The sequence below is a fragment of the Moorena sp. SIO4A1 genome (assembly GCF_010672065.1).
Lineage (GTDB): Bacteria > Cyanobacteriota > Cyanobacteriia > Cyanobacteriales > Coleofasciculaceae > Moorena.
Window position 1 is genome coordinate 14450 of the sequence record NZ_JAAHHX010000049.1, and the last position, 20171, is coordinate 34620.

19 protein-coding genes and 1 pseudogene are annotated in these 20171 nt (G+C 44.5%); 10 read left to right on the plus strand and 10 right to left on the minus strand.

Translation table 11 applies throughout. The annotated features are described in order from the left end of the window. Positions 1-239: 239 nt before the first annotated feature. Positions 240-1043 carry a class I SAM-dependent methyltransferase gene (locus F6K53_RS25795; protein ID WP_293021679.1) on the minus strand — a complete coding sequence of 268 codons (804 nt, stop codon included), beginning with the start codon at positions 1041-1043 and terminating at the stop codon, positions 240-242. 273 nt (positions 1044-1316) lie between these two features. On the opposite strand from F6K53_RS25795, the gene F6K53_RS25800 reads away from it, so the two are divergent. Together F6K53_RS25800 and F6K53_RS25805 are read left to right on the plus strand one after the other, a co-directional pair. Continuing rightward, on the plus strand, positions 1317-1718 hold the full coding sequence (locus tag F6K53_RS25800) for a hypothetical protein (protein WP_293082649.1): 402 nt from the start codon (positions 1317-1319) through the stop codon (positions 1716-1718). Between the two features lie 87 nt (positions 1719-1805). After that, on the plus strand, positions 1806-2027 hold the full coding sequence (locus F6K53_RS25805) for a helix-turn-helix transcriptional regulator (protein ID WP_008188939.1): 222 nt from the start codon (positions 1806-1808) through the stop codon (positions 2025-2027). Between the two features lie 244 nt (positions 2028-2271). Here the strand turns inward: F6K53_RS25805 and F6K53_RS25810 are convergent, their stop codons facing one another. Further along, complete coding sequence (locus tag F6K53_RS25810; protein WP_293071439.1) at positions 2272-2853, minus strand: hypothetical protein; 582 nt, start codon at positions 2851-2853, stop codon at positions 2272-2274. A 107-nt stretch (positions 2854-2960) separates the two neighbouring features. Here F6K53_RS25810 and F6K53_RS25815 point away from each other — a divergent pair, with 107 nt between their 5' ends. After that, the gene (locus F6K53_RS25815) at positions 2961-4463 is read left to right on the plus strand and encodes a zinc ribbon domain-containing protein (protein ID WP_293071440.1); all 1503 of its coding nucleotides are present in this window, start codon (positions 2961-2963) and stop codon (positions 4461-4463) included. Positions 4464-4527: 64 nt separating this feature from the next. On the opposite strand, the gene F6K53_RS25820 is transcribed toward F6K53_RS25815, so the two are convergent. Together F6K53_RS25820 and F6K53_RS25825 are read right to left on the minus strand one after the other, a co-directional pair. After that, a complete protein-coding gene (locus F6K53_RS25820) occupies positions 4528-4776 on the minus strand; it encodes a hypothetical protein (protein ID WP_293021689.1) in 249 nt (82 codons plus the stop codon). Positions 4777-5025: 249 nt separating this feature from the next. Next, positions 5026-6111, minus strand: a complete 1086-nt coding sequence (locus F6K53_RS25825) for a pentapeptide repeat-containing protein (protein ID WP_293071441.1) — start codon at positions 6109-6111, stop codon at positions 5026-5028. Between the two features lie 810 nt (positions 6112-6921). Here F6K53_RS25825 and F6K53_RS25830 point away from each other — a divergent pair. From F6K53_RS25830 to F6K53_RS25845, 4 genes are all read left to right on the plus strand, one after another. Continuing rightward, positions 6922-7533: a hypothetical protein gene (locus F6K53_RS25830; protein WP_293021691.1), complete on the plus strand. Its 612-nt coding sequence runs from the start codon at positions 6922-6924 to the stop codon at positions 7531-7533. 244 nt (positions 7534-7777) lie between these two features. Then, positions 7778-8032 (plus strand): BolA family protein, encoded by a 255-nt coding sequence (locus tag F6K53_RS25835; RefSeq protein ID WP_293021693.1) that lies wholly within the window; start codon positions 7778-7780, stop codon positions 8030-8032. A 108-nt stretch (positions 8033-8140) separates the two neighbouring features. Then, entirely contained in the window at positions 8141-8464 is a 324-nt protein-coding gene (grxD, locus tag F6K53_RS25840) for a Grx4 family monothiol glutaredoxin (RefSeq protein ID WP_293044206.1), read from the plus strand. A 219-nt stretch (positions 8465-8683) separates the two neighbouring features. Further along, a complete protein-coding gene (locus F6K53_RS25845; RefSeq protein WP_293021696.1) occupies positions 8684-8893 on the plus strand; it encodes a hypothetical protein in 210 nt (69 codons plus the stop codon). Positions 8894-8929: 36 nt separating this feature from the next. Here the strand turns inward: F6K53_RS25845 and F6K53_RS25850 are convergent, their stop codons facing one another. Beyond that, entirely contained in the window at positions 8930-9172 is a 243-nt protein-coding gene (locus F6K53_RS25850) for a DUF4351 domain-containing protein (protein ID WP_293021698.1), read from the minus strand. A 37-nt stretch (positions 9173-9209) separates the two neighbouring features. Further along, positions 9210-10061 (minus strand): DUF4351 domain-containing protein, encoded by an 852-nt coding sequence (locus F6K53_RS25855; protein ID WP_293044212.1) that lies wholly within the window; start codon positions 10059-10061, stop codon positions 9210-9212. Positions 10062-10396: 335 nt separating this feature from the next. Here F6K53_RS25855 and F6K53_RS25860 point away from each other — a divergent pair, with 335 nt between their 5' ends. From F6K53_RS25860 to F6K53_RS25870, 3 genes are all read left to right on the plus strand, one after another. Beyond that, entirely contained in the window at positions 10397-11695 is a 1299-nt protein-coding gene (locus tag F6K53_RS25860; protein ID WP_293071442.1) for a tetratricopeptide repeat protein, read from the plus strand. 34 nt (positions 11696-11729) lie between these two features. Next, on the plus strand, positions 11730-12764 hold the full coding sequence (locus F6K53_RS25865; RefSeq protein ID WP_293071443.1) for a tetratricopeptide repeat protein: 1035 nt from the start codon (positions 11730-11732) through the stop codon (positions 12762-12764). A 268-nt stretch (positions 12765-13032) separates the two neighbouring features. Next, complete coding sequence (locus F6K53_RS25870) at positions 13033-16203, plus strand: tetratricopeptide repeat protein (RefSeq protein ID WP_293021705.1); 3171 nt, start codon at positions 13033-13035, stop codon at positions 16201-16203. A 92-nt stretch (positions 16204-16295) separates the two neighbouring features. Here F6K53_RS25870 and F6K53_RS25875 read toward each other — a convergent pair whose 3' ends face one another. The 4 genes and pseudogenes from F6K53_RS25875 to F6K53_RS25885 all read right to left on the minus strand — a co-directional run bounded on the left by F6K53_RS25875 (position 16296) and on the right by F6K53_RS25885 (position 19913). After that, positions 16296-17168 (minus strand): Rpn family recombination-promoting nuclease/putative transposase, encoded by an 873-nt coding sequence (locus F6K53_RS25875; protein WP_293021707.1) that lies wholly within the window; start codon positions 17166-17168, stop codon positions 16296-16298. Between the two features lie 176 nt (positions 17169-17344). Then, a complete protein-coding gene (locus F6K53_RS46030) occupies positions 17345-17683 on the minus strand; it encodes an AIR synthase-related protein (protein ID WP_364304165.1) in 339 nt (112 codons plus the stop codon). A 309-nt stretch (positions 17684-17992) separates the two neighbouring features. Continuing rightward, positions 17993-18640 (minus strand): annotated as a pseudogene (gene thiL / locus F6K53_RS46035) (thiamine-phosphate kinase); the annotation flags it as partial. A 121-nt stretch (positions 18641-18761) separates the two neighbouring features. Then, on the minus strand, positions 18762-19913 hold the full coding sequence (locus F6K53_RS25885) for a peptidylprolyl isomerase (RefSeq protein ID WP_293082652.1): 1152 nt from the start codon (positions 19911-19913) through the stop codon (positions 18762-18764). Positions 19914-20171 lie beyond the last annotated feature (258 nt).

Sequence of the window (20171 nt, forward strand, 5' to 3'; positions counted from 1 at the left end):
GTGGCACAGGCTTCCAGCCTGTGACCTAACCTCAGCTTATTTTATTCAAAAGCACTGTGGCACAGGCTTCCAGCCTGTGACCTAACCTCAGCTTATTTTATTCAAAAGCACCTCAAAGTGGCACAGGCTTCCAGCCTGTGACCTAACCCATAAGCTAATAACTAATAGCTCATAACTAATAGCTGACCGCTGATAGCTAATAACTGATAACTGATAACTGACAGCTTATAACTGATAGCTTACCTCTCGATAGCATAAGCCTCAACCTCCAAGCGAAGCATTTTGACATGAGTCAAGCCTTGACTATCTATTGGATAACGCTGGATGTACCTATCCACAACAGTATTCAAAAATGTTTCTGTCAATTCCTGAGGAATTCTATTGGTATACGGAAACCAGGTTGTTCTTAACCACCCTTTCAATCCTTCTTTGCCTTGATGCTGCATATCTTTAGGAATTAACTGCACACGTTGAGCTTTAAACCCATTTTCTGGTAACCATCTTTGATACTCTTCAATGCCATAAAATGAATAGGGAAAGGTAAAGTATAGAAAATACTCTTTCCAGTCTGGAGCAGTGATAATTTCATCTATGATCAGTAGTAATTCCCTAGCATTACCTTTACCTCCCATCTGAAACAGTAATTTTCCGTGAGGTTTCAGGTGATTACGAACTCCTTTTAAAACTGACCCATGGTCAGTGATCCAATGTAAGACAGCATTAGAAAAGACAACATCGAAGCTATGGTTGAGGTTAATCGCTGTAGCATCCATAAGTTTAAAGTCTAAATTAGGATACTCTACTGGAGGAAATTTATTCTGAGCTAACTCAACCATAGTCTTGGATGAATCAATTCCTAAAACACTACCGTTGTTAATAATACTGGCAAATTCAGCAGTAATCTTTCCATCTCCACAACCAATATCCAGGAGTGTTTCGTTCCCGATTAGTGATAGCTTTTTAATTAGTTCTTTTGCCCAATTGAGCTGTGCTGAAGAATTCTTAGCATAATCATCAGCATTCCATTGATTGTGATTAGTCATATAGCGAAAGCGGTCAGTGGTCAGTATTCAGCACTCAGCAGTCAGCAGTCAGTGCTCAGGGGTCAGCTTATTTTATTCAAAAGCACCTCAAGTATGGTGGCACAGGCTTCCAGCCTGTGACCTAACGACTGCATCAAGACAGGGTGGCACAGGCTTCCAACCTGTGACCTAACCCATAAGCTAATCGCTGATAGCTAATCACTGACAGCTGATAGCTGATAGCTGATAGCTGACAGCTGATAGCTGAATGCTTACCTAAACCTATCGCCTCAAATGAACATAGCGAGTCAAAATCCGAATGATCTCACCCTCGACAGGGGAAGGAATTGGCGGGGTCCACGCTATGACTTCCGCAAAGCGAAGCACGTGCAATTGGTTAATCACACTCTCTACACCTTTGGGTACACCACAGGCGAGGAGGCGGACTGGGGTTTTGCCCTGAGGGACATCATAGATCGGAGCTTTGATGAGCTCTTGCATAGAACGTGGGTTTACCATTTATATATCACCTTGTTTCTTTGGTGGTGGAACAGCGATCGCACATCCCGGCCTGTAGAACCTATGTGCGATCGCTTTGTGCTGGCGAGGGAATTGCCAATCACTGTAACTGCGTACTTTTATAGTATATCCTATCTTGGCCAGTTTGTCAACACTTTGAGTTTAAAAAAAAATTAGAGAAGTATTATTTTCAACAATTCATGCTGTGAGAGGTTACAATCAAACGTAACGAGCGTTTAGTATGGTAAGAGGTTAAACACTAAAGTGGTAATTCACTGGAAATTGGCAGTAGTAATGGCTGAGCGCAACATCAGCAACAAAGATCTAGCTGAGATAATTGGAAAGCATCCTAACTCCGTTTCCAGGCTAAAACGGCATCGCCGTCTACCTAGAATTGACGAAGACATACTCAACTCTCTGTGCAAAGCACTCAAGTGCCAACCAGGGGACTTGATAGTCTATCAAGAGGATGAACAAGATCCCTAAAACGGGAAATTTACCGGTAATCGGTAATCGGTAATCGATAATCGGTAACCGGTAATCCGTAATTTTCCTTGAGCCTTAGCCATCAGCGCGTTATGGATGGGCCCAAAAAATAGGAGCCTTTAGCTGTATTGTCAATGGTCTCTGCAATTTTTTTAGCCACCTTCTCACTAGTCCAGTAGCTGCTGTGAGCACTGCCACCATTGATTAATGCTAAAAATGTCGATTGTATCGGTTTAGCGACATTTTATAAGAATCCAGAACCGTAGGTAAGTACATCTTCAAGTTTGATAACTTTGTCATACTCATCTACTAATTTTGGCAACACTCCTTCTAGGGGCCAAGCAATCGGATCCCCCGGATGTACAAAGTTTTGCCAGGGTAACGCCACTCCTTGTTGAGTCAGAATTGCCAGTAACTCCTTTAATTTGGAACTAATATCATGGGTACTGCCATCTCTGGTTTTGCCAACAATATGGAGCAGAGTAAATAGGGCAATCGGTGAACCCATGGTATGAACACTAGCCAGAGGAATGGCACTGTCTTGCTCAGATTCGATTCCCAAAATGCTTTTGCGAATCTCCTGAATACTCTCATGACCAGGTATACTTGGGTCATCCCATCGACTAGCAAACAACACATCAAATAGGATAATCGTTCCCCAACTGTGAGTAACTAGGTGCAAACGGTCCTGATCTTGGTATCCCTCCAATCCCTGATCAGCTTGTCTACTCATCTGGTCAATAGCCAGAGAACCAACATGTCTGCTGAGGTAGAGAGCTCCGTCTCCAACGAATTGTAAGATTTGCTTTTCACGAAAGTCGCGCAATTAAATCCCAATAAATAGGTATAAAACGGTATCTAACGGTATAAAACCGACATTGACACTTTACTAGCGCCTTAGTATAATCAAGAAAGAAGACACAGCAGTTGACGATGTCATTGAAAGTAGGAGCAACTAAGAGACTATCGACTCAAATTGTCCCCGTGGTGGGGATGAGTAAGTCGGTAGAGTTTGAGTTGTTGCAGGTAATGAAAAAACTAGGCGTCGTCAGGGCTGAGTCTTACAACAAACTGGGAAGCATTAACCATTGGGGACTGGACTGGAAAAAGGCCATCCCGGAAGTAAAGAGCTTCAGGACTCCCAACACCCTGGGGCTGCCTGCTAAGCTAATGGATTGGACCATTAATGATGTAGCAAAAGCCATTACAGCGAGCCAAGCAGCCTGTACCGATGCCGTTGTCAAAAAAATCTATAAAAGGCTCCCCGGAAAAGAGAACCAAAAGGCTAGAAAAGAATATGCCACGCAACTACTGACCTTAGCTTTCCTGGATAATCCACTCCTTCACCGACTCATTAGAAAGGAGTTTCAGCGGGGGCATTCCTGGGTCAAGAACCAGATAGTTTATCAACAAGTAGGCTATAAGTGCAGAAGGCTCTCCCGCAACACTTATCAGTTAGAGCTAGCTGGATTAAGAAGAGGAAAAAGAAACAGAATAATCGTCAGATCTAATCGCAAAATAAGTGGGCAGATTAGATTAATCCACAATCAAACCCTACAAAGATTTGAGATTCACTTCTTAGTAGACTATGGAACCGTAGAAGTACCCGCCAACCGCCGTCCTGTTGGGATAGATAAAGGGTACACAGAGGCTTTCTATGACTCAGATGGCCAAGGGCATGGTTTGAACTTGGGCAAGGCGACTACTAAAAAGTCCGACCGTATTTGTGCCAAGAATCGTAATCGAGGGAAGCTTTGGGCAATACATAGAAAACTGGAAAAACTAGATCCAGTCAAATCGGCTCGAATACTAAAAAATAATTTAAACCGAAAGACAGAAAATAAGCGCTACAGACAGAATCAGTCAGAGCTGACAGCAATAATAGGAGCTGCTTCTAAGTCGCTGTTTAATGGCGAATCACTCTTAGTTTTTGCGGAAGATTTAACACAACCAATATTGAATAAACGCCAGTCCAAGGCTATGTCTCGCCAGCTCAATAGTTGGATGAAAGGAGTAATGCGGGATTCGTTACAGAAATGGGCTAATTGGACTGGGTCGGTTGTTACAGAAGTCCAGCCTAGTTACACGTCGCAAATTGACTCCGTGACCGGAACCCTTCTGGGGAAAAGAAGCGGGGACAGTTTTACCAGATTTAATGGGGTCGTGTTGCAGGCTGACCATAATGCTGCCAAAAATATCCTTGACAGAGGTACGGATCAGGAAATCACCCGGTACATGGCTAAAACCGAGGTACAGGCAGTATTGTTGCGTCGTACCGCGCGTTTCTTGGAAGGAATGGGACTTAGTTTACTTGATGCCATCGAGCTTGGATGGCTTAATGGCAAGCATAGCAAAACTAAGGCTTTTAAGGAACTCCTGGCCGAGATGCCAGGAACGCCTAGACAGATTAGTGGGAGGCTTGACTCCAATTGCTGACTACCACTCCTCCCTCAGGCAACAATAAATTGCACCTTGACCGTTTTATACCGGATTATCCCGATTAATGACGGTTTAAGAGTATCTCTCTGAACCAGAACTCATTCCACACCTTCGATGCCTGTAATGCTGTCACCAGGTCCTTCTCCTGCTCAATTACCACATTACCCCAGTACAGAGGGATCTTTTTGAGTTGAACGGATGACTCAACATTATTTTGAATCAGATCGAAAAGCTTGTCAGCGTATTGGGGTGTTTCTCGATCTTGGCGAGTATTGACACCATGTATAAACAAAATGTAGTCCGTAGCCACGGATCACCCTCTCTTTTATGGAATTTTATAGATTCCATTAGTTTATGCGATCGCGTACCCTACCCGACCGCTATCATCGATTCTTGGTAGGGAGTAGGGAGTAGGGAGTAGGGAGTAGGGAATATGGCCTCAAAAATTATCTAAATGGAATTCTTGAGGGATGATCTTTTTACAAATAAATATAAGATGCACCCGATATAATTTCTGTCTTCTGTTTCCTAAAAATACAGCCAATTTATTATACTAATATTAATTCCTAATCAGGTAGTCTGGTAAAATAGTTTCGCTATCTATCTGTGCCAATTCAATCTGCTTTTGGGTCAGATTTTTAGCTCCTTGGAGGTTAGCCTCTCTTAAATCTGTACCCTGGAGATTAGCTCCCTCTAAATTTGCCTCTTGCAAGTTAGCTTGAATCAAAGATGCCCCCTGTAAATTAGCGTTCCAGAGGATTACCTTTTCTAGCTTAGCTCTCCTGAGAAATGCCCCTTCTAGGTTAGCATCAAATAAGCAAGCGTCTGTCAAGTTAGCTTTTATCAAGTATGCTCCTTGGAGGTTAGCTTGATTAAAGTCTGCCCCTTCTAGATTGGCTCCGATCACATATGCTCCTTTTAGATTAGCCTGATTAAGACAAGCTCCTTGTAGTTTGGAGCCACTAAGGTATGCCTCTTGCAGGTTTGCTTCTGTTAAGTTTGCCCCAATCAGTGTGGCGTTACATAAATCAATTTTCTGATCTTCGAGTTCTTTTGAGCTGTCGCGCCTTGCAATAACCGTTAGGGCACCTTGAATATCAATAGGGAGTTTTTGGTCTTCTGTAATTGGAAGAGGACTGGATGAGTCATTTATTTGCTTTTGCTGCTCTACATGAATCTTCCCAGGGGACTGATATCGCACAAATGTCGATAAAATTTCCATAATTTTCCAGTGGTCTTGGGCAGAAACCTTAGCAATTCGTTCTAGGGCATAAATTCCACCTAGCCGTAGGGCAATCTGATCAGAACTCAGCCACTCCAGGGCATTATTCAAGCATTGAATTATTTGCTTGTCTTCTGTACCGATAGTAGTCTTGACAGTTATACCAGTTTTTGAGAGGTTATATAAACCTTTGTTTAAGTAGTAAAGTTTAATCAAAATTACTAGTCCAATAGCCATTATTACAACAGCTATAAAAAACAAAATTTTGTCTTTTTGCTCTACTTGATTTACCAAAAAAAATAGTTTATTGAGTTGGGATTTTTCAAGAAACCCCTCAATAAAATTTATGGGAAATACCACAAACCAATATAACGAAGCAATCCCTAAGTAGACTAAGCCACTATAAATCAAAAAAACAACCATTTTCAACCGTAAAGGGTGATTGTTGGGCGGGTTTACCTTGAGCTTCATGTCTTGTATTATACTGACTCAACTGGTATAATTTATTAAATCACCATCTTGTGAATATAATGTGAAGAAATTAAAAAATCTAACTAACGAGCTATATCTATATACAGGGAACAGGGAACAGCGGATCTGGGAGTAGGGAATCGGGAGTAGGGAATCGGGAGTCGGGAGTCGGGAATCGGGAGTCGGGAATCGGGAGTCGGGAAAAGCGGGAAATGGGAAGAATTATCCCGGAAATTATAGTGTATTTTGATACATATTTTTATTAATTTATACGTAATAAAAGTACCTCCTTTTTAAAAAACCTACCCTTGTAAGCATCTCCCCATCTCCCCATCTCCCCATCTCTCCATCTCCCCATCTCCCACACTTCCCTCTCTTTCCCAACTCCCAACTCCCGACTCCCGACTCCCTACTCCCTACTCCCTTGACTAATCAACGGAATAGAATAGGATAAATCTGACGCCAAGCTAGGATATAAAACACAACAGTCCATACCAACAACCAGATTAAAGGTAACTAGTTAACCTGTAAGTAGTCAGCCTATGCGCTACGCACACGCTGCGCGAACAGCTATCAGCTATCAGCACACTGACATACCCTACGGAACATTTTAGGACTAGTTTCAGTCTGAACCTTAAATCCAACAACTCTGGTACCTGCTTTACCTTTCCAAGAAGCCCTTGATCCAGTTTGGTAATGGTACTATACCAATAGTTTGGATTTACTCTATCATTTTAGGTAACCAATTCCCAAAGCTATAGTATGGTTTATTCTGGCACTCTTAATTCGGTCAGGCTCGCCTGTTTCGTTGCTCTTCCCGTGATGGCAGCTTTGGTAGTACTGCCACCAGCCCAGGCACAAGGTGCTGATATCCAAGTAGAATCAGACATCACTGACCCCAACAATACCGGACCGTTGACTCAAGAAGACAGCCTATTGAGTATGCCGGGGGGAGAGCGGATGATGCAAGAGGCGACTAACGCTATTGATTCAGGGAACTATAGCGTAGCTGCCAAAAAACTCCAAGAAGCACGTCAGATATTCAACCAGTTGTCTAACTTTTACCAACAGCTGGCTTCCAGTTTTTCTGGCATTGACAACCGAGTCTACGAGTCTCAACGGCAAAAAGCCCTGGAAACTGCTGAAAAGCGAGATGAAGCTACCTATCGGCTAGCCCTAGTCCATCGAGCCAATGACCAGCCAGAATTAGCTGTCCCCTTGTTAATTCAAATTATTCGGTCTCAAAATCCAACCAGGGAATTGGGAAAAAAATCCTACCAACAGCTGTTTGAGCTAGGATTCGTCGATTCTCCCTTTCCTAGAAATGGCAATAGCCAGCCCACCTCATCCGCTGGTTCTAATAAAGGCAGTTAAATTGTAAGCTATCAGCTTAAGCGCTACGCGCACGCTACGCGAACAGCTATCAGCTATCAGCTTATGGGCACGCTACTTGAGGTGCTTTTGAATAAAACAAGAGGTAAGCATTGGTTTCATCTGAGTTACGGAAAGCTGAGCGCTGAGCGCTGAGCGCTGAACGCGCACGGGTGCGCGTAGCGCATATGCTTACGTTTAATTTTAGTATATTTTAGAAATTCGACTAGAAACTAGAACAAAAAAAATGGATCCGATTAGTACACAGCAAGTTGAAGAAAAGATTAAAGCATCGATACCGGATGCTCAGGTAAAGGTAGAAGATTTAGGGGGTGGTAACCATCTGCAAGCCATTGTTGTCTCCTCCGAGTTTGAAGGTAAATCCCTGGTGAAACAACATCAGCTGGTTTATGGTGCCCTAAGCCAAGAGTTGGCAACAGAGGCCATTCACGCCCTAGCCCTAAAAACCTATACCCCTGAAGCGTGGGCTGGCAAGCAGTAAACTGGCGTAAGTCATAATTAGAAGAGTCTAGGATTTTGCGATCGCTAGACTAATATAATATCGACTATCAAAATAACTATCTAGATATCCCAGGAGTTTAAGAAAACGATGACACCAGAACTGAAAGAGAGAATAGATAAATTAACACAAGACCACAAAATTTTGGTATTCATGAAGGGCAGCAAACTAATGCCCCAGTGTGGCTTTTCCAATAATGTTGTCCAAATTCTGAATCACTTAGGAGTTCCCTACGAAACTGTAGACGTACTACAAGATTTCGACATCCGTCAGGGAATCAAAGAATATTCCAAGTGGCCAACGATTCCTCAAGTGTACATTAACGGAGAGTTTATCGGTGGGTCTGATGTGATGATTGAGATGTATCAAAATGGTGAATTGCAGCAGACCGTGGAAGTCGCCCTGGCATCCTAATCCTTGACTGCACCAAACTATTGACACAACTGAAGAACCGCAAAAAGCGATCGGATTAGGAAATGCGATCGCTTTCTTGATGCAATAGCGAGTGGGGTAAACCACGGCAGTCGCTCATGGGGGGAACCCCCTTTGGCGGCACTGGCTCCCCAAGACCGCGCTGCATCGCTTTTTTTAGGGCGTTGCTTAATAATGGAATGATTTTAAGAGTTTTCTGGAATGGACATGTTGGTGGAATGGGCATCTTGCGTGGAACTGGCATCTTGCCAGTTTCATGCTTATTGTGGAACTGGCATCTTGCCAGTTTCATGCTTATTGTGGAACTGGCATCTTGCCAGTTTCATGCTTATTGTGGAACTGGCATCTTGCCAGTTTCATACTTATTTTCGAGCGGGCAGGATGCCCACTCTACTCCTATTCATTGCTTGATTCAGCAACGCCGAATTTTTTCCTATTCCCTATTCCCTAGTGATCCAACCAAACCGCTAAATCCGTTGCTGTCTCAAAATCCAACAACGCTTCACTCAATTCCTCCAATCGAGTAATCGATAATCCCTCAATCCGCTGTTGGAGCACAGGGTCAAGTAAACCTAACCTCAGGGTTAGCTGACGGATCACAACTAATAGGGCTCCCTCCTGCTTACCGCGCTGGAGTCCCTTTTGGACTCCCTTTTGGATAATATCTTGATAGGTAACTGATTCTTCCATAACTTCCTCTGACAAGGTGAACACTGACAGTTAAATCTCAGCAGTGATCCAACCAAACCGCTAAATCCGTTGCTGTCTCAAAATCCAACAAGGCTTCACTCAATTGCTCCAATCGAGTAATCGATAATCCTTCAATCTTCTGTTGGAGCACAGGGTCAAGTAAACCTAACCTCAGGGTTAGCAAACGCATCACAACTAATAGGACTCCCTCCTGCTTGCCGCGCTGGAGTCCCTGCTGGAGTCCCTTCTGGACTCCCTTTTGGATAATATCTTGATAGGTAACTGATTCTTCCATAACTTCCTCCCTCAACAATCGACAGACTAAATTTTTGTCAAACCGCAAACCAGCCAGTACATCTACACAGGCCGCTAGGTTTCCCCGTAATGGTTTTTCTTCAATTCTATCTACTTCCGCAACCACTTGCTCTAACAATCGATTAGGGCTATTACTCCTAGCTAAAGTCGCCAAGGGTAACAAAGCCTGATTGGCTAACAACGGTAATGGGTCTTGTTCCCACAGACGAATTATTCGATAACGGTGCCAGGTATTAGTATCCCTAAACTCGTTATTGAATACCATCTGTGAGGTCGTAGACTTTAGGAAAATTACCACCTGCTCAATCGGACATCGATATTTCCGTTGTAGTCTGACCCAGTAGTCCAACATCCGAAATGGTAATGGTGGCTCGGATTGGGGCAGGGTTTGAAATTCTAGGTGCAGAATTTGGTTTGTACTTTGGAGTACACTCAGAGCATCAGCTTGAATGGGTTCAGCACTTAATTCAGTTTTAAGTACCTGAATATCTCTAGGTTGTTCACCCAATAGCCAGTGAAAAAACTCCGATGGATATTCTTCTGCTAGGTATTTGCAGATATTGTCGTAAGCCAAGGCAAATTGTTCAAAATTAACACTATCTCAGACACTGTATTAAATCTGAACCAGAAAATTTATAGCACCTGGATCTTGTTTATTGATGCAAGTTATGATAGCGGAGTAGTTCTGATTTACAGAATACCTTTAGATAAGATTTAAATCAGAAGGATGCATCTCATTAAAGCTGTTTGAGCTGGTGGGTGGAATAGGCATCTTGGTAGAATAGGCATCTTGCCTGTTCCCTGATTCGAAGTTCCCTACTCCCTACTCCCTACTCCCTACTCCCTACTCCCTACTCCCTACTCCCTACTCCCTACTCCCTACTCCCTACTCCCTTTGCTATTAGCTGAATGAGCATCCTAGAGTTATATTCTACTCTCAAGCATTATGAAGCTGCCCTGACCGCTGTTGAAAAAACTGACAATAAACCATCTGCTGAAGCCATTCTTCGTGTCCTGATTGCTCGCAATATTGTTCACGAAAAATTTGCTGATATTGCCCACATTTCTAAAGATAAACTGATTAAACTGATTGAATTAGATAGCAGATTAAAAAAGCAGGCTGGTTTGATTACTCAGACTGTGCAATTAGCGGATTTGCGGATTATTTTTCATCCCCCAAAAGACTACTGGTGGTGGTTTCTGGAAGCGCCTACTCATCCACGAGACCATTTGGACTGGTTTTGGAATGCAGGGACAGTTGCCTTGTTAACCGCATCGGTGAGTCTAGTGGTAGATATTTCCTCCCGTTTTTTGAGTACTAGTCCGGGTTTTCTAGGTTCTTTTGCGGTGATTTCCCAGAGTGCATTGACCTTGTTGACAGCTGGGGGAATTTTAACCAAAGCTGGTCGTACAGGAATTGAAGATATTCAATTACGATTAGGGATTAAAAAATATCTTTGGCAAGAAGTTAAATTGGGACTATCGGGAGTACTTTTAATTTCCTTAATTGGCTTTCGAGCATCGTTGCCCTTGATTTCGGACTACGTTAATGAAAAGGGTGTAAAGAATTATGATGACGGGGACTGGTCAAGTGCTCAGTCTAATTATGAACGAGCATTGAGTCTTAATCCAGATAATGCAGACGCTCACTATAATTTGGGTCGTATTTATGAAGATTTACAGGATTTTAAGAAGGCGCGAACTCAGTATAGGTTAGCGGCACAGGGGGGCTTAGATGCTGCTTATAATGAATTGGGACGGTTGTATATTCAAGACAAAAAATATTCCCAAGCGGTATCGTTACTTTTGACAGGATTAGAGAATATGCAAGAAGAGGATATTCAAAATAAACTACTTAAAACAGAGGATATTAAAATTCAAAATGACACTCAATATGCATTATTGAAAAACTTGGGCTGGGCAAGGTTGAAGCAAGGACGCTATGCCGATGCCGAAACCTATCTCAGAGATGCTATTGAACTCGATAAAATACTTGAGGAAGAGTTTAAGCAAACTCCGGCGGCGGCTCACTGTTTATTAGCTCAAGTCATTGAAAACAAACCAGAAAAAGATCCAGACAATGCCTTGGCAGAATGGAAAATTTGTTTACGCTATACTGATATCCGTAACCCTGATGAAGATATCTGGGTTGGGATGGCTCGTGAACGCATAGATGCTCAGGACAAGACTAGTGAATCGACTAAGTAAGCTGATTTGCTCTGCCCCGATCTTGACCATAGTTATGATTATGTTGGGAAGTATGGTGAGTAAGCCAGTACTGGCAGGGCATTGGATTTTTAAAACCACAGGTAGAGTTGAGCTAGAACGGGAGGGATGGTCACGTTTCCATCCAGTGCCTAACTATACCACTATAAATCCAGGGGATCTGGTCAGACCAGCATCGGGGGTTAGGGTTAAGGTATTTTGTGATCATGGTAAAATTCGCTCTGTAACTGCTGGGGTAACAACAGGCATCAATGCCATATGTCCACCACCGCGAAGAAAAAGCTCTGGGAGAATTGTCACACCACGTCCGCCAGAGTCCTATATTCCCTACATTATCAGCCCACGGGCAACTCGTTTACTCACTGACAAGCCCACTCTACGCTGGCATGATGCCACCGATGCTAGCCGTTTCACCGTTACAGTGAGAGGGCGAGGATTGGATTGGACTGAGGAATTTAGTCGAGACCAGGTTTGTCAAAAGGGTATTTGTCAGGTTGTTTATCCAGGGAATAAGCCCCTAAAACCTGGAGTTAGTTATAAGTTGGTCGTTAAGGCTGATACCAATCGCACCTCTGAAGAGGATAAGACTGGAGGACTGGGATTTAAGCTGATTGAGTCGGATCAAGCTAAAAAAATTCAGGTGATTGATGGACTGATTAAGGGACAGAATCTACCAAAGGAGTTCAAGCCCTTAGCTCTAGCTGACCTCTATGGTGACTACGGTTTAACGGCTGAGGCCATTGAAATCCTGGAAGGACTAGAAAAGAATCAAAAAATAGTACCGATTTATCGCTTACTGGGTGATTTGTATCGACGGATAGGACTAGTTTTGGAAGCAGAGATTCCTTATTCAAAGGCAGTCGAACTGGCAGAAAATCAGCATTGGGAAGAACTGGCAGCAGCCAAAGCTGGATTAGGGGAAGTTAAGCATGCTCGTGGGAATCGGCAAGAAGGAGTGAGTTTGTTAGAACAAGCGAAGGCAATCTATGAACAGTTTGGCGATCGCAAACGGGTAGAGGAATTAGAAAAGCGACTGGCAGAGTTAAAGTAACATTTCATAAACCCTACATTAAACTTCCTATTTGATTCAGTTCTTCTCTATTGGAAATTACCAGTCAAAGCCAGTGCCACTTAAGTCTGTATTTTTTACCATAGCAACGTTGCTAGGAGTGGGGAATTGTCCAGGGTTGGGAGCCGAGACTAGGGCGTGTTTTCAAAGTTTTCCCCAAGATTATGATCCCCCCCAGCCCCCCTTAATAAGGGGGGAGCCATTCTCAAAGTCCCCCTTTTTTAAGGGGGATTTAGGGGGATCTCCGAGTTTGAAGACACGCCCTAACCCCAGGTTTTGGGAAATTCCAGCACAATCTCTAACTGCTCCAGAGACTATACCCTTAATGAAGTCTTCTGGTCAAAGGATTGCTTTAAAGAGTACCACAGTTCGCGATCGCGTTAATAGCAGCAGCGAGACTCTGAACAACAGGTACTACAATCGCCATACCTTTGAGGGGAAAGCAGGCGAACAGATTACCATAGAACTAACCAGCGATGAGTTTGACCCTTCCCTGATTCTAATTGACCCAGACGGTAACCGGATTGCTAAGGATAACAACAGTGGTGAGGGCAAAAATGCCCGGATTACGGTTACTCTACCGACCACGGGGACTTATGTCATTTTGGCTAACTCCTACAATCAGCAAGTAACTGGTAACTATACCCTGAGTTGGCGAGCAGCCACGCCCTCAGAGTTACTTAAGGCTAAAGCTGACCAACTGTTACAGCAGGGAATTGAACAAGATAAGACCAGTCAATTTCAAGCTGCGCTGAAGTCCTGGCAAGAAGCCCTAAGAATTTATCGACAACTGGAAGACCGTCAGGGGATAGCCAACTCCCTCAACAATCTCGGCCTTGCTTACTATCGCCTAGGGGAATACGGAAAAGCGATTGAGTTTCATCAGCAGTCTTTATCCCTATCTCGGGAACTGGAAGACCGTCAGGGGCAAGCTAACTCCTTGGGCAATCTCGGCCTTGCTTACTATAACCTAGGGCAATACCGCAAAGCGATTGAGTTTCATCAGCAGTCTTTATCCCTATCTCGGGAACTGAAATACCACCAAGGGGAAGCCGCCTCCCTGGGCAATCTCGGCCTTGCTTACGGTAAGCTAGGGCAATACCGCAAAGCCATTGAGTTTCATCAGCAGTCCTTAACCCTGGCGCGGGAACTCAAAAACCGTCAGGGGGAAGCCCACTCCCTCAACAATCTCGGCCTTGCTTACCGTAAGCTAGGGCAATACCCAAAAGCGATTGAGTTTCATCAGCAGTCTTTATCCCTATCTCGGGAACTGGAAGACCGTCAGGGGGAAGCCTACTCCCTCAACAATCTCGGCCTTGTTTACGATAGCCTAGGGCAATACCGAAAAGCGATTGAGTTTCATCAGCAGTCTTTATCCCTATTTCGGGAACTGGGAGACCGTCAGGGGATAGCCAACTCCCTCAACAATCTCGGGAATGCTTACCGTAGACTAGGGCAATATCGAAAAGCGATTGAGTTTCATCAACAGTCTTTATCCCTATCTCGGGAACTGGAAGACCGTCAGGGGGAAGCCTACTCCCTCAACAATCTCGGCCTTGTTTACGATATCCTAGGGCAATACCGAAAAGCGATTGAGTTTCTTCAGCAGTCTTTATCCCTGAAGCGGGAACTAGAAGACCGTCAGGGGGAAGCCTACTCCCTGAACAATCTCGGGCTTGTTTACCATAGCCTAGGGCAATACCGAAAAGCGATTGAGTTTCATCAGCAGTCCTTATCCCTGGCTCGGGAACTGGAACACCGTCAGGGGGAAGCCTACTCCCTGGGCAATCTCGGGAATGCTTACCGTAGACTAGGGCAATACCGAAAAGCGATTGAGTTTCTTCAGCAGTCTTTATCCCTGGCACAGGAACTGGAACACCGTCAGGGAGAAGCCTACTCCCTCAACAATCTCGGCCTTGCTTACGATAACCTAGAGCAATACCAAAAAGCGATTGAGTTTTACAAGCAAGCCATCAAGGTTAAAGAATCTATCCAAGGTGACATCAAAGTAGAAGAGTTTAAAACCTCTTATGCCAGTCAACAGGTCAATACCTACGAAAATCTCATCAACCTACTGTGGAACCAAAAAGACTTTGAAGCAGCCTTCAACTATGTCGAACGGGCAAGAGCCAAAGCCTTCCTCGACCAACTCGCTAATGGTAGAGTAGACTTTCGTGCTGGGGCTGACTCCAAACTCCTGGAACGGGAACAAGACCTCAAAGGTGAAATCAATGCCCTCAGCCAGCAATTAATTACCCTCCGCAACGGTCCCAAAAACCAGTGGGATAACGACAGGATTCCTGAAATCGAAAACAACCGAACTGCTCTGCGAAAAAAATACCAGGACTTGCTGGTTGAGTTAAAAGTCCAAAACCCTGAAATCGCTAGCTTAAAAACTGTAGAGGTTGCCTCCCTCCCTGAAATCCAAAGCTTGCTGGATGCGGATACCACCCTAGTCGAGTACTTTGTCACGGATGAACGCACCCTAGCCTTCATTATCACCCGCAACAGCTTCCACACTGTCCCCCTCAATGTCACTCGCCAACAACTGACCGAAGAACTGACACTCTTCCAAGACTTTGCTGACTTAGATGAACCCCATCCCCTAGAACTGAAAAACCTGCACGACTGGCTAATTGTACCCCTCCAGCCCCATCTCAACACCACCACCATCACCATTGTTCCCCACAGTATCCTGCACTATCTCCCCTTCGCTGCCCTCACTGACGGCAAGCAGTACCTCAGTGACAACTACGCCCTATTGTCCCTCCCCAGTGCTAGCATCCTGCGCTATTTACCCGACAAGGGCAAATCAACCACAGGCAGTCTTCTCGCCCTGGGAGATCCCACCATTCCCGGACTTTCCCCCTTAACTCATGCTCAAAAAGAAGTAGAGACCATTGCCCAGCTCTTCAAGACCAAAGCCCTGGTGGGGAAAGCGGCTACCGAAAGCGCTCTCCGGTCTAGGGCTACACAATCGGGAATTATACACCTAGCGGTTCATGGGGAGTACAACCTTCGTAACCCCCTATTCAGCGCCATCCGTCTACTAGAAGATACCCAGCACGACGGTTCCTTAGAAGTTCATGAAGTCTACGGGTTAGATTTAACCAGTACCACCAATTTAGTTGTGCTCAGCGCCTGCCAGACCAAAATCGGTGAATTGAGCCGGGGTGATGAAGTAGTAGGACTAACCCGTGCTTTCTTGTATGCCGGAACCCCCACCATCATCGCAAGTCTCTGGAATGTGGATGATGCTGCGACAGGACTGTTAATGAAGCAATTTTACAGCCATTGGCAAGGGGGAATGAACAAAGCCGAGGCATTACAGCAAGCCCAGAAAGATTTACGGGAAACATATCCCCATCCTTATTTTTGGGCAGCATTTTCGTTGACAGGGGATGCAGGGAATAGGGAGTAGGGAGTAGGGAGTAGGGAGTAGGGAGTCGGGAGTAGGGATAAACAGAATTTTTTCCTGTTCCCTATTCCCTATTTTTTCCTATTCCCTATTCCCTAGTTATCCAACCAAACCGCTAAATCCGTTACTGTTTCAAAATTCAACAACGCTTCACTCAATTCCTCCAATCGAGTAATCGATAATCCCTCAATCTGCTGTTGGAGCACAGGGTCAAGTAAACCTAACCTCAGGGTTAGCAAACGCATCACAACTAATAGGACTCCCTCCTGCTTGCCGCGCTGGAGTCCCTGCTGGAGTCCCTGCTGGAGTCCCTGCTGGAGTCCCTTTTGGACTCCCTTTTGGATAATATCTTGATAGGTGACTGATTCTTCCATAACTTCCTCCCTTAACAATCGACGCACTAAATCTTTGTCAAACCGCAAACCAGCCAGTACATCCACACAGGCCGCTAGATTTCCCCGTAATGGTTTTTCTTCAATTTTATCCATTTCAGCAACGACTTGCTCTAACAATCCTAGGGGCTGATTACTCCTGGCTAAAGTTGCCAAGGGTAACAAAGCCCGATTGGCCAATAGTGGTAATGGGTCTTGCTCCCACAGGCGAATTATTCTATAACGGTGCCAGGTATTAATATCTCTAAACTCGTTATTGAATACCATCTGTGAGGTCGTAGACTTAAGAAAAATTACCACCTGCTCAATCGGACATCGGTACTTGCGGTGTAGTCTGACCCAATAGTCCAACATCCGAAATGGTAATGGTGGCTCCGATTGGGGCAGGGTTTGAAATTCTAGGTGCAGAATTTGGTTTGTACTTTGCAGTAAACTCAGAGCATCAGCTTGAATTGGTTCAGCACTTAATTCAGTTTTAAGTACCTGAATATCCTGAGGTTCTTCACCCAATAGCCAGTGAAAAAACTCCGATGGATATTCTTCTGCTAAGTATTTACAGATGTTATCGTAGGCCAAGGCAAATTGTTCAAAATTAACACTATCTCAGATACTGTAGTGAATCTGAGCTAAAAAATTGATCGCACCTGGATCTTGCTTATTTATTCAAGTTATGATATCCGAGCACTAATGATTTGGATCAGATACAGAAGGAATAATATTAAATCTGATTAATAACTTTTAAGGGTAAAATTTCAAAAATGCTGAAATCCCTTATTTAAACTCAGCAATTGATCAGCATAAGTGCCAGTTTTATCTTTTAACCAAACCTGATTACCACTAGTAATCTTGCCAATTACTGCTGCTCCCTCCCCCAGTTGTGCCACTAATTCCTCAGCAGCTTCAGTAGGCAGACATAGCACTAATTCAAAATCTTCACCACCATACAACGCCCAATCCAAAGCTTGCTCTCGGGACACCAATTTACTCAAGCTTGGAGGTAAAGTAATTCGGTTGGGATCAATCTCAGCACCAACACCACTGGCACGACAAATTTGTACAATAGCATCTGCTAAACCATCGCTACTATCCATACCCGCAATGGATAGTTGAAGGGTTGAAGGTTGAAGGGTTGAAGGTTGAAGGGTTGAAGGTTGAAGGGTTGAAGGTTGAAGAGTTGAAGGTTTAAGGGTTGAAGGTTTAAGGGTTGAAGGTTGAAGGGTTGAAGGTTGAAGGGTTGAAGGTTGAAGGGTTGAAGGTTGAAAGTTATCTGGTTGAAGGTTATCAGGTTGAAAGTTATCAGGTTGTAAGTTATCAGGTTGAAAGTTATCAGGTTGTAAGTTACAACTTTCAACCTTCAACCTGTTAACCTGTAACTCTAGTAACCTGTTAACCTGTAACCTTAGTAAAGGGATCACATCAAGTCTGGGTTGGGGACGCTGGTGAGCTTTAATCAGAGATAGTCGTTCCTCTGGACTTAAGTGTTTGCCGAAATCCGGCTTGAGGAGTAATTCTAGTCCAGCCCGGGAAGCACCATGAACACCTGTCACCACAATGGCATGTCCCACCTTCGCCCCTGTGCGGCGGATGGCTTGGTCGGGGTAGACTTGACCAAAGGCAGTGATAGCAATAGTAATAACCGGGGAGCGACAGATATCTCCTCCCACTATTGGTGTATTGTACTGGTTCAAACACTGAGTCATGCCTTGGTAAAGTCTCTCAACCCAGCTAACCGCTACATCCCCTGTCAGGCTTAAGCCTACCGTAATGCCTAGGGGGGATGCTCCCATAGCAGCTAAATCAGACAAATTAGCAGCAGCAGCACGCCAACCAGCATCTTCTGGACTAGTAGTGCATTGGCTTACCCCACCGTAGCGATCGCTAAAATGCACCCCATTCACCAAAACATCTGTAGTAATCACCAAGGATTGACCAGACTCTGGAGGGGGAATTACCGCTCCATCATCTCCTACAACCCCTGGTGGACAGAAAGGCTGTAACCGTTCTAGAAGACCTTGTTCTCCAATATCTTTTAGTAATTCAAGGGTCACGAGAAAACGAGCAATTATTGATACTTCCCACTGGAATCAACTTAGTTATCAGTAATTAGTCAAGCTCATCCCTAGCTTCGCGGCAGGGGTTAAGGAGCTAACCGCTCAACCGATAGGATAGCTATGCCTGGGGCTCAACCAAATTCTCAATCCCATCAATAACTCTCATCGACTCAATTACATCCCCTCGTTTGAGCTGTCTGAGTAACTCTTTGTTTTCTACCACATAGCCAAAGACAGAATAGCGCCCATCCATGAAGTTGATACCAGCTGGGGTAAGTTCTGGTTGAAACAAGAAGAAGAAAAACTGAGAAGAGCCACCATTGGGGTCTTCTGCAGGACGTGCCATAGCTAGGGTACCATAAGCAGAGAAGGGCAGCACAGGTTGCTCACGATAACGACCAATTTCTTCCAGGGTAAACTCATAAACCGGTTCCGAGTCTCCTTTCAGCATGATTTCGATCGGAATCCCTCGATATTCACCAGTTTCCGGGTCAATAAAGCCTGTCGCTTTTCCTGGAGGGTCCCCTGCTTGCAGGATATAGTTATCTTCAGCACGGTTGAAGGTTAGACCATCATAGAAACCCCGCTGTACCAAATCCACAAAGTTCCCGGCTGTGACTGGAGCATTGTAACCATCTACCACCATTTTCAAGGAACCTTCCTTTGTGGTCATTTCCACGGTAGCGCGACCCTTAAGTTGAGGTAAGTTACTATACTCTGGGGGTACCTCAAAGGGAAACTCCTCTACCATCAATTGTTCCAGTTCCCCAACTTTATCCAAGAGTATCCCGCGCTCAATCAAGACGTTTTCCTTGTCTTTAGCCTCCACAGCTTCTCGAATCTTAGCAATTTCGGCTTGGATCTTGGCAATTAGGGCTTCGCCTTGGGGTTTTCTGGCATCTGGAATGTCCGCTAGTAATTTCTGATCACTACTAGTTAAAACCACAGCAGCTTTAGTAATATCGCTGGTGATGGGACTCCAGCGTTTGCCCCGCATTTGTTGAGAAATATCCTCCAAACTGGCTTGTATTTTCCGCACTGGCTGATTATCTATCGGTAAGCCGTAGCGCAACAGAGCTCTACCATCAGTAATGGCATTACCCCCTGGTAATCGACTTTCACGAGCAGGTTCTTGATTACCAAAGTTAAACTTAAAGTTCCACCAAGCTCCACTCAGACCTAAGGAAAGGGACATTAACAGCAGCCCCAAGAGGGTAGTCTTGGTCAAGGGTTTCCACCAATCTGGCAAAGAAATCTTTAAAAGTTTCATAAACAATAATTACCCCAAGCATTACACCAGTGGGGTCAAGGCTGATCCACAACGTATCAAAACTTCATCTCATATCTTCCCATGTCAAGGTAGTTTATGATACTGTTGAGCCATTAGCTTCGGTCTTTCAGCTGGGGTCCGTGCCCATCACACCAATAACCCACTGAGCTAGCCAAGTTATCGCCCTCTCCCCCTATGCCTATCCCCTCACAAGGGTAGGTTTTTAAACATTGGGGCGAGTACTTACTTTTAATGCCT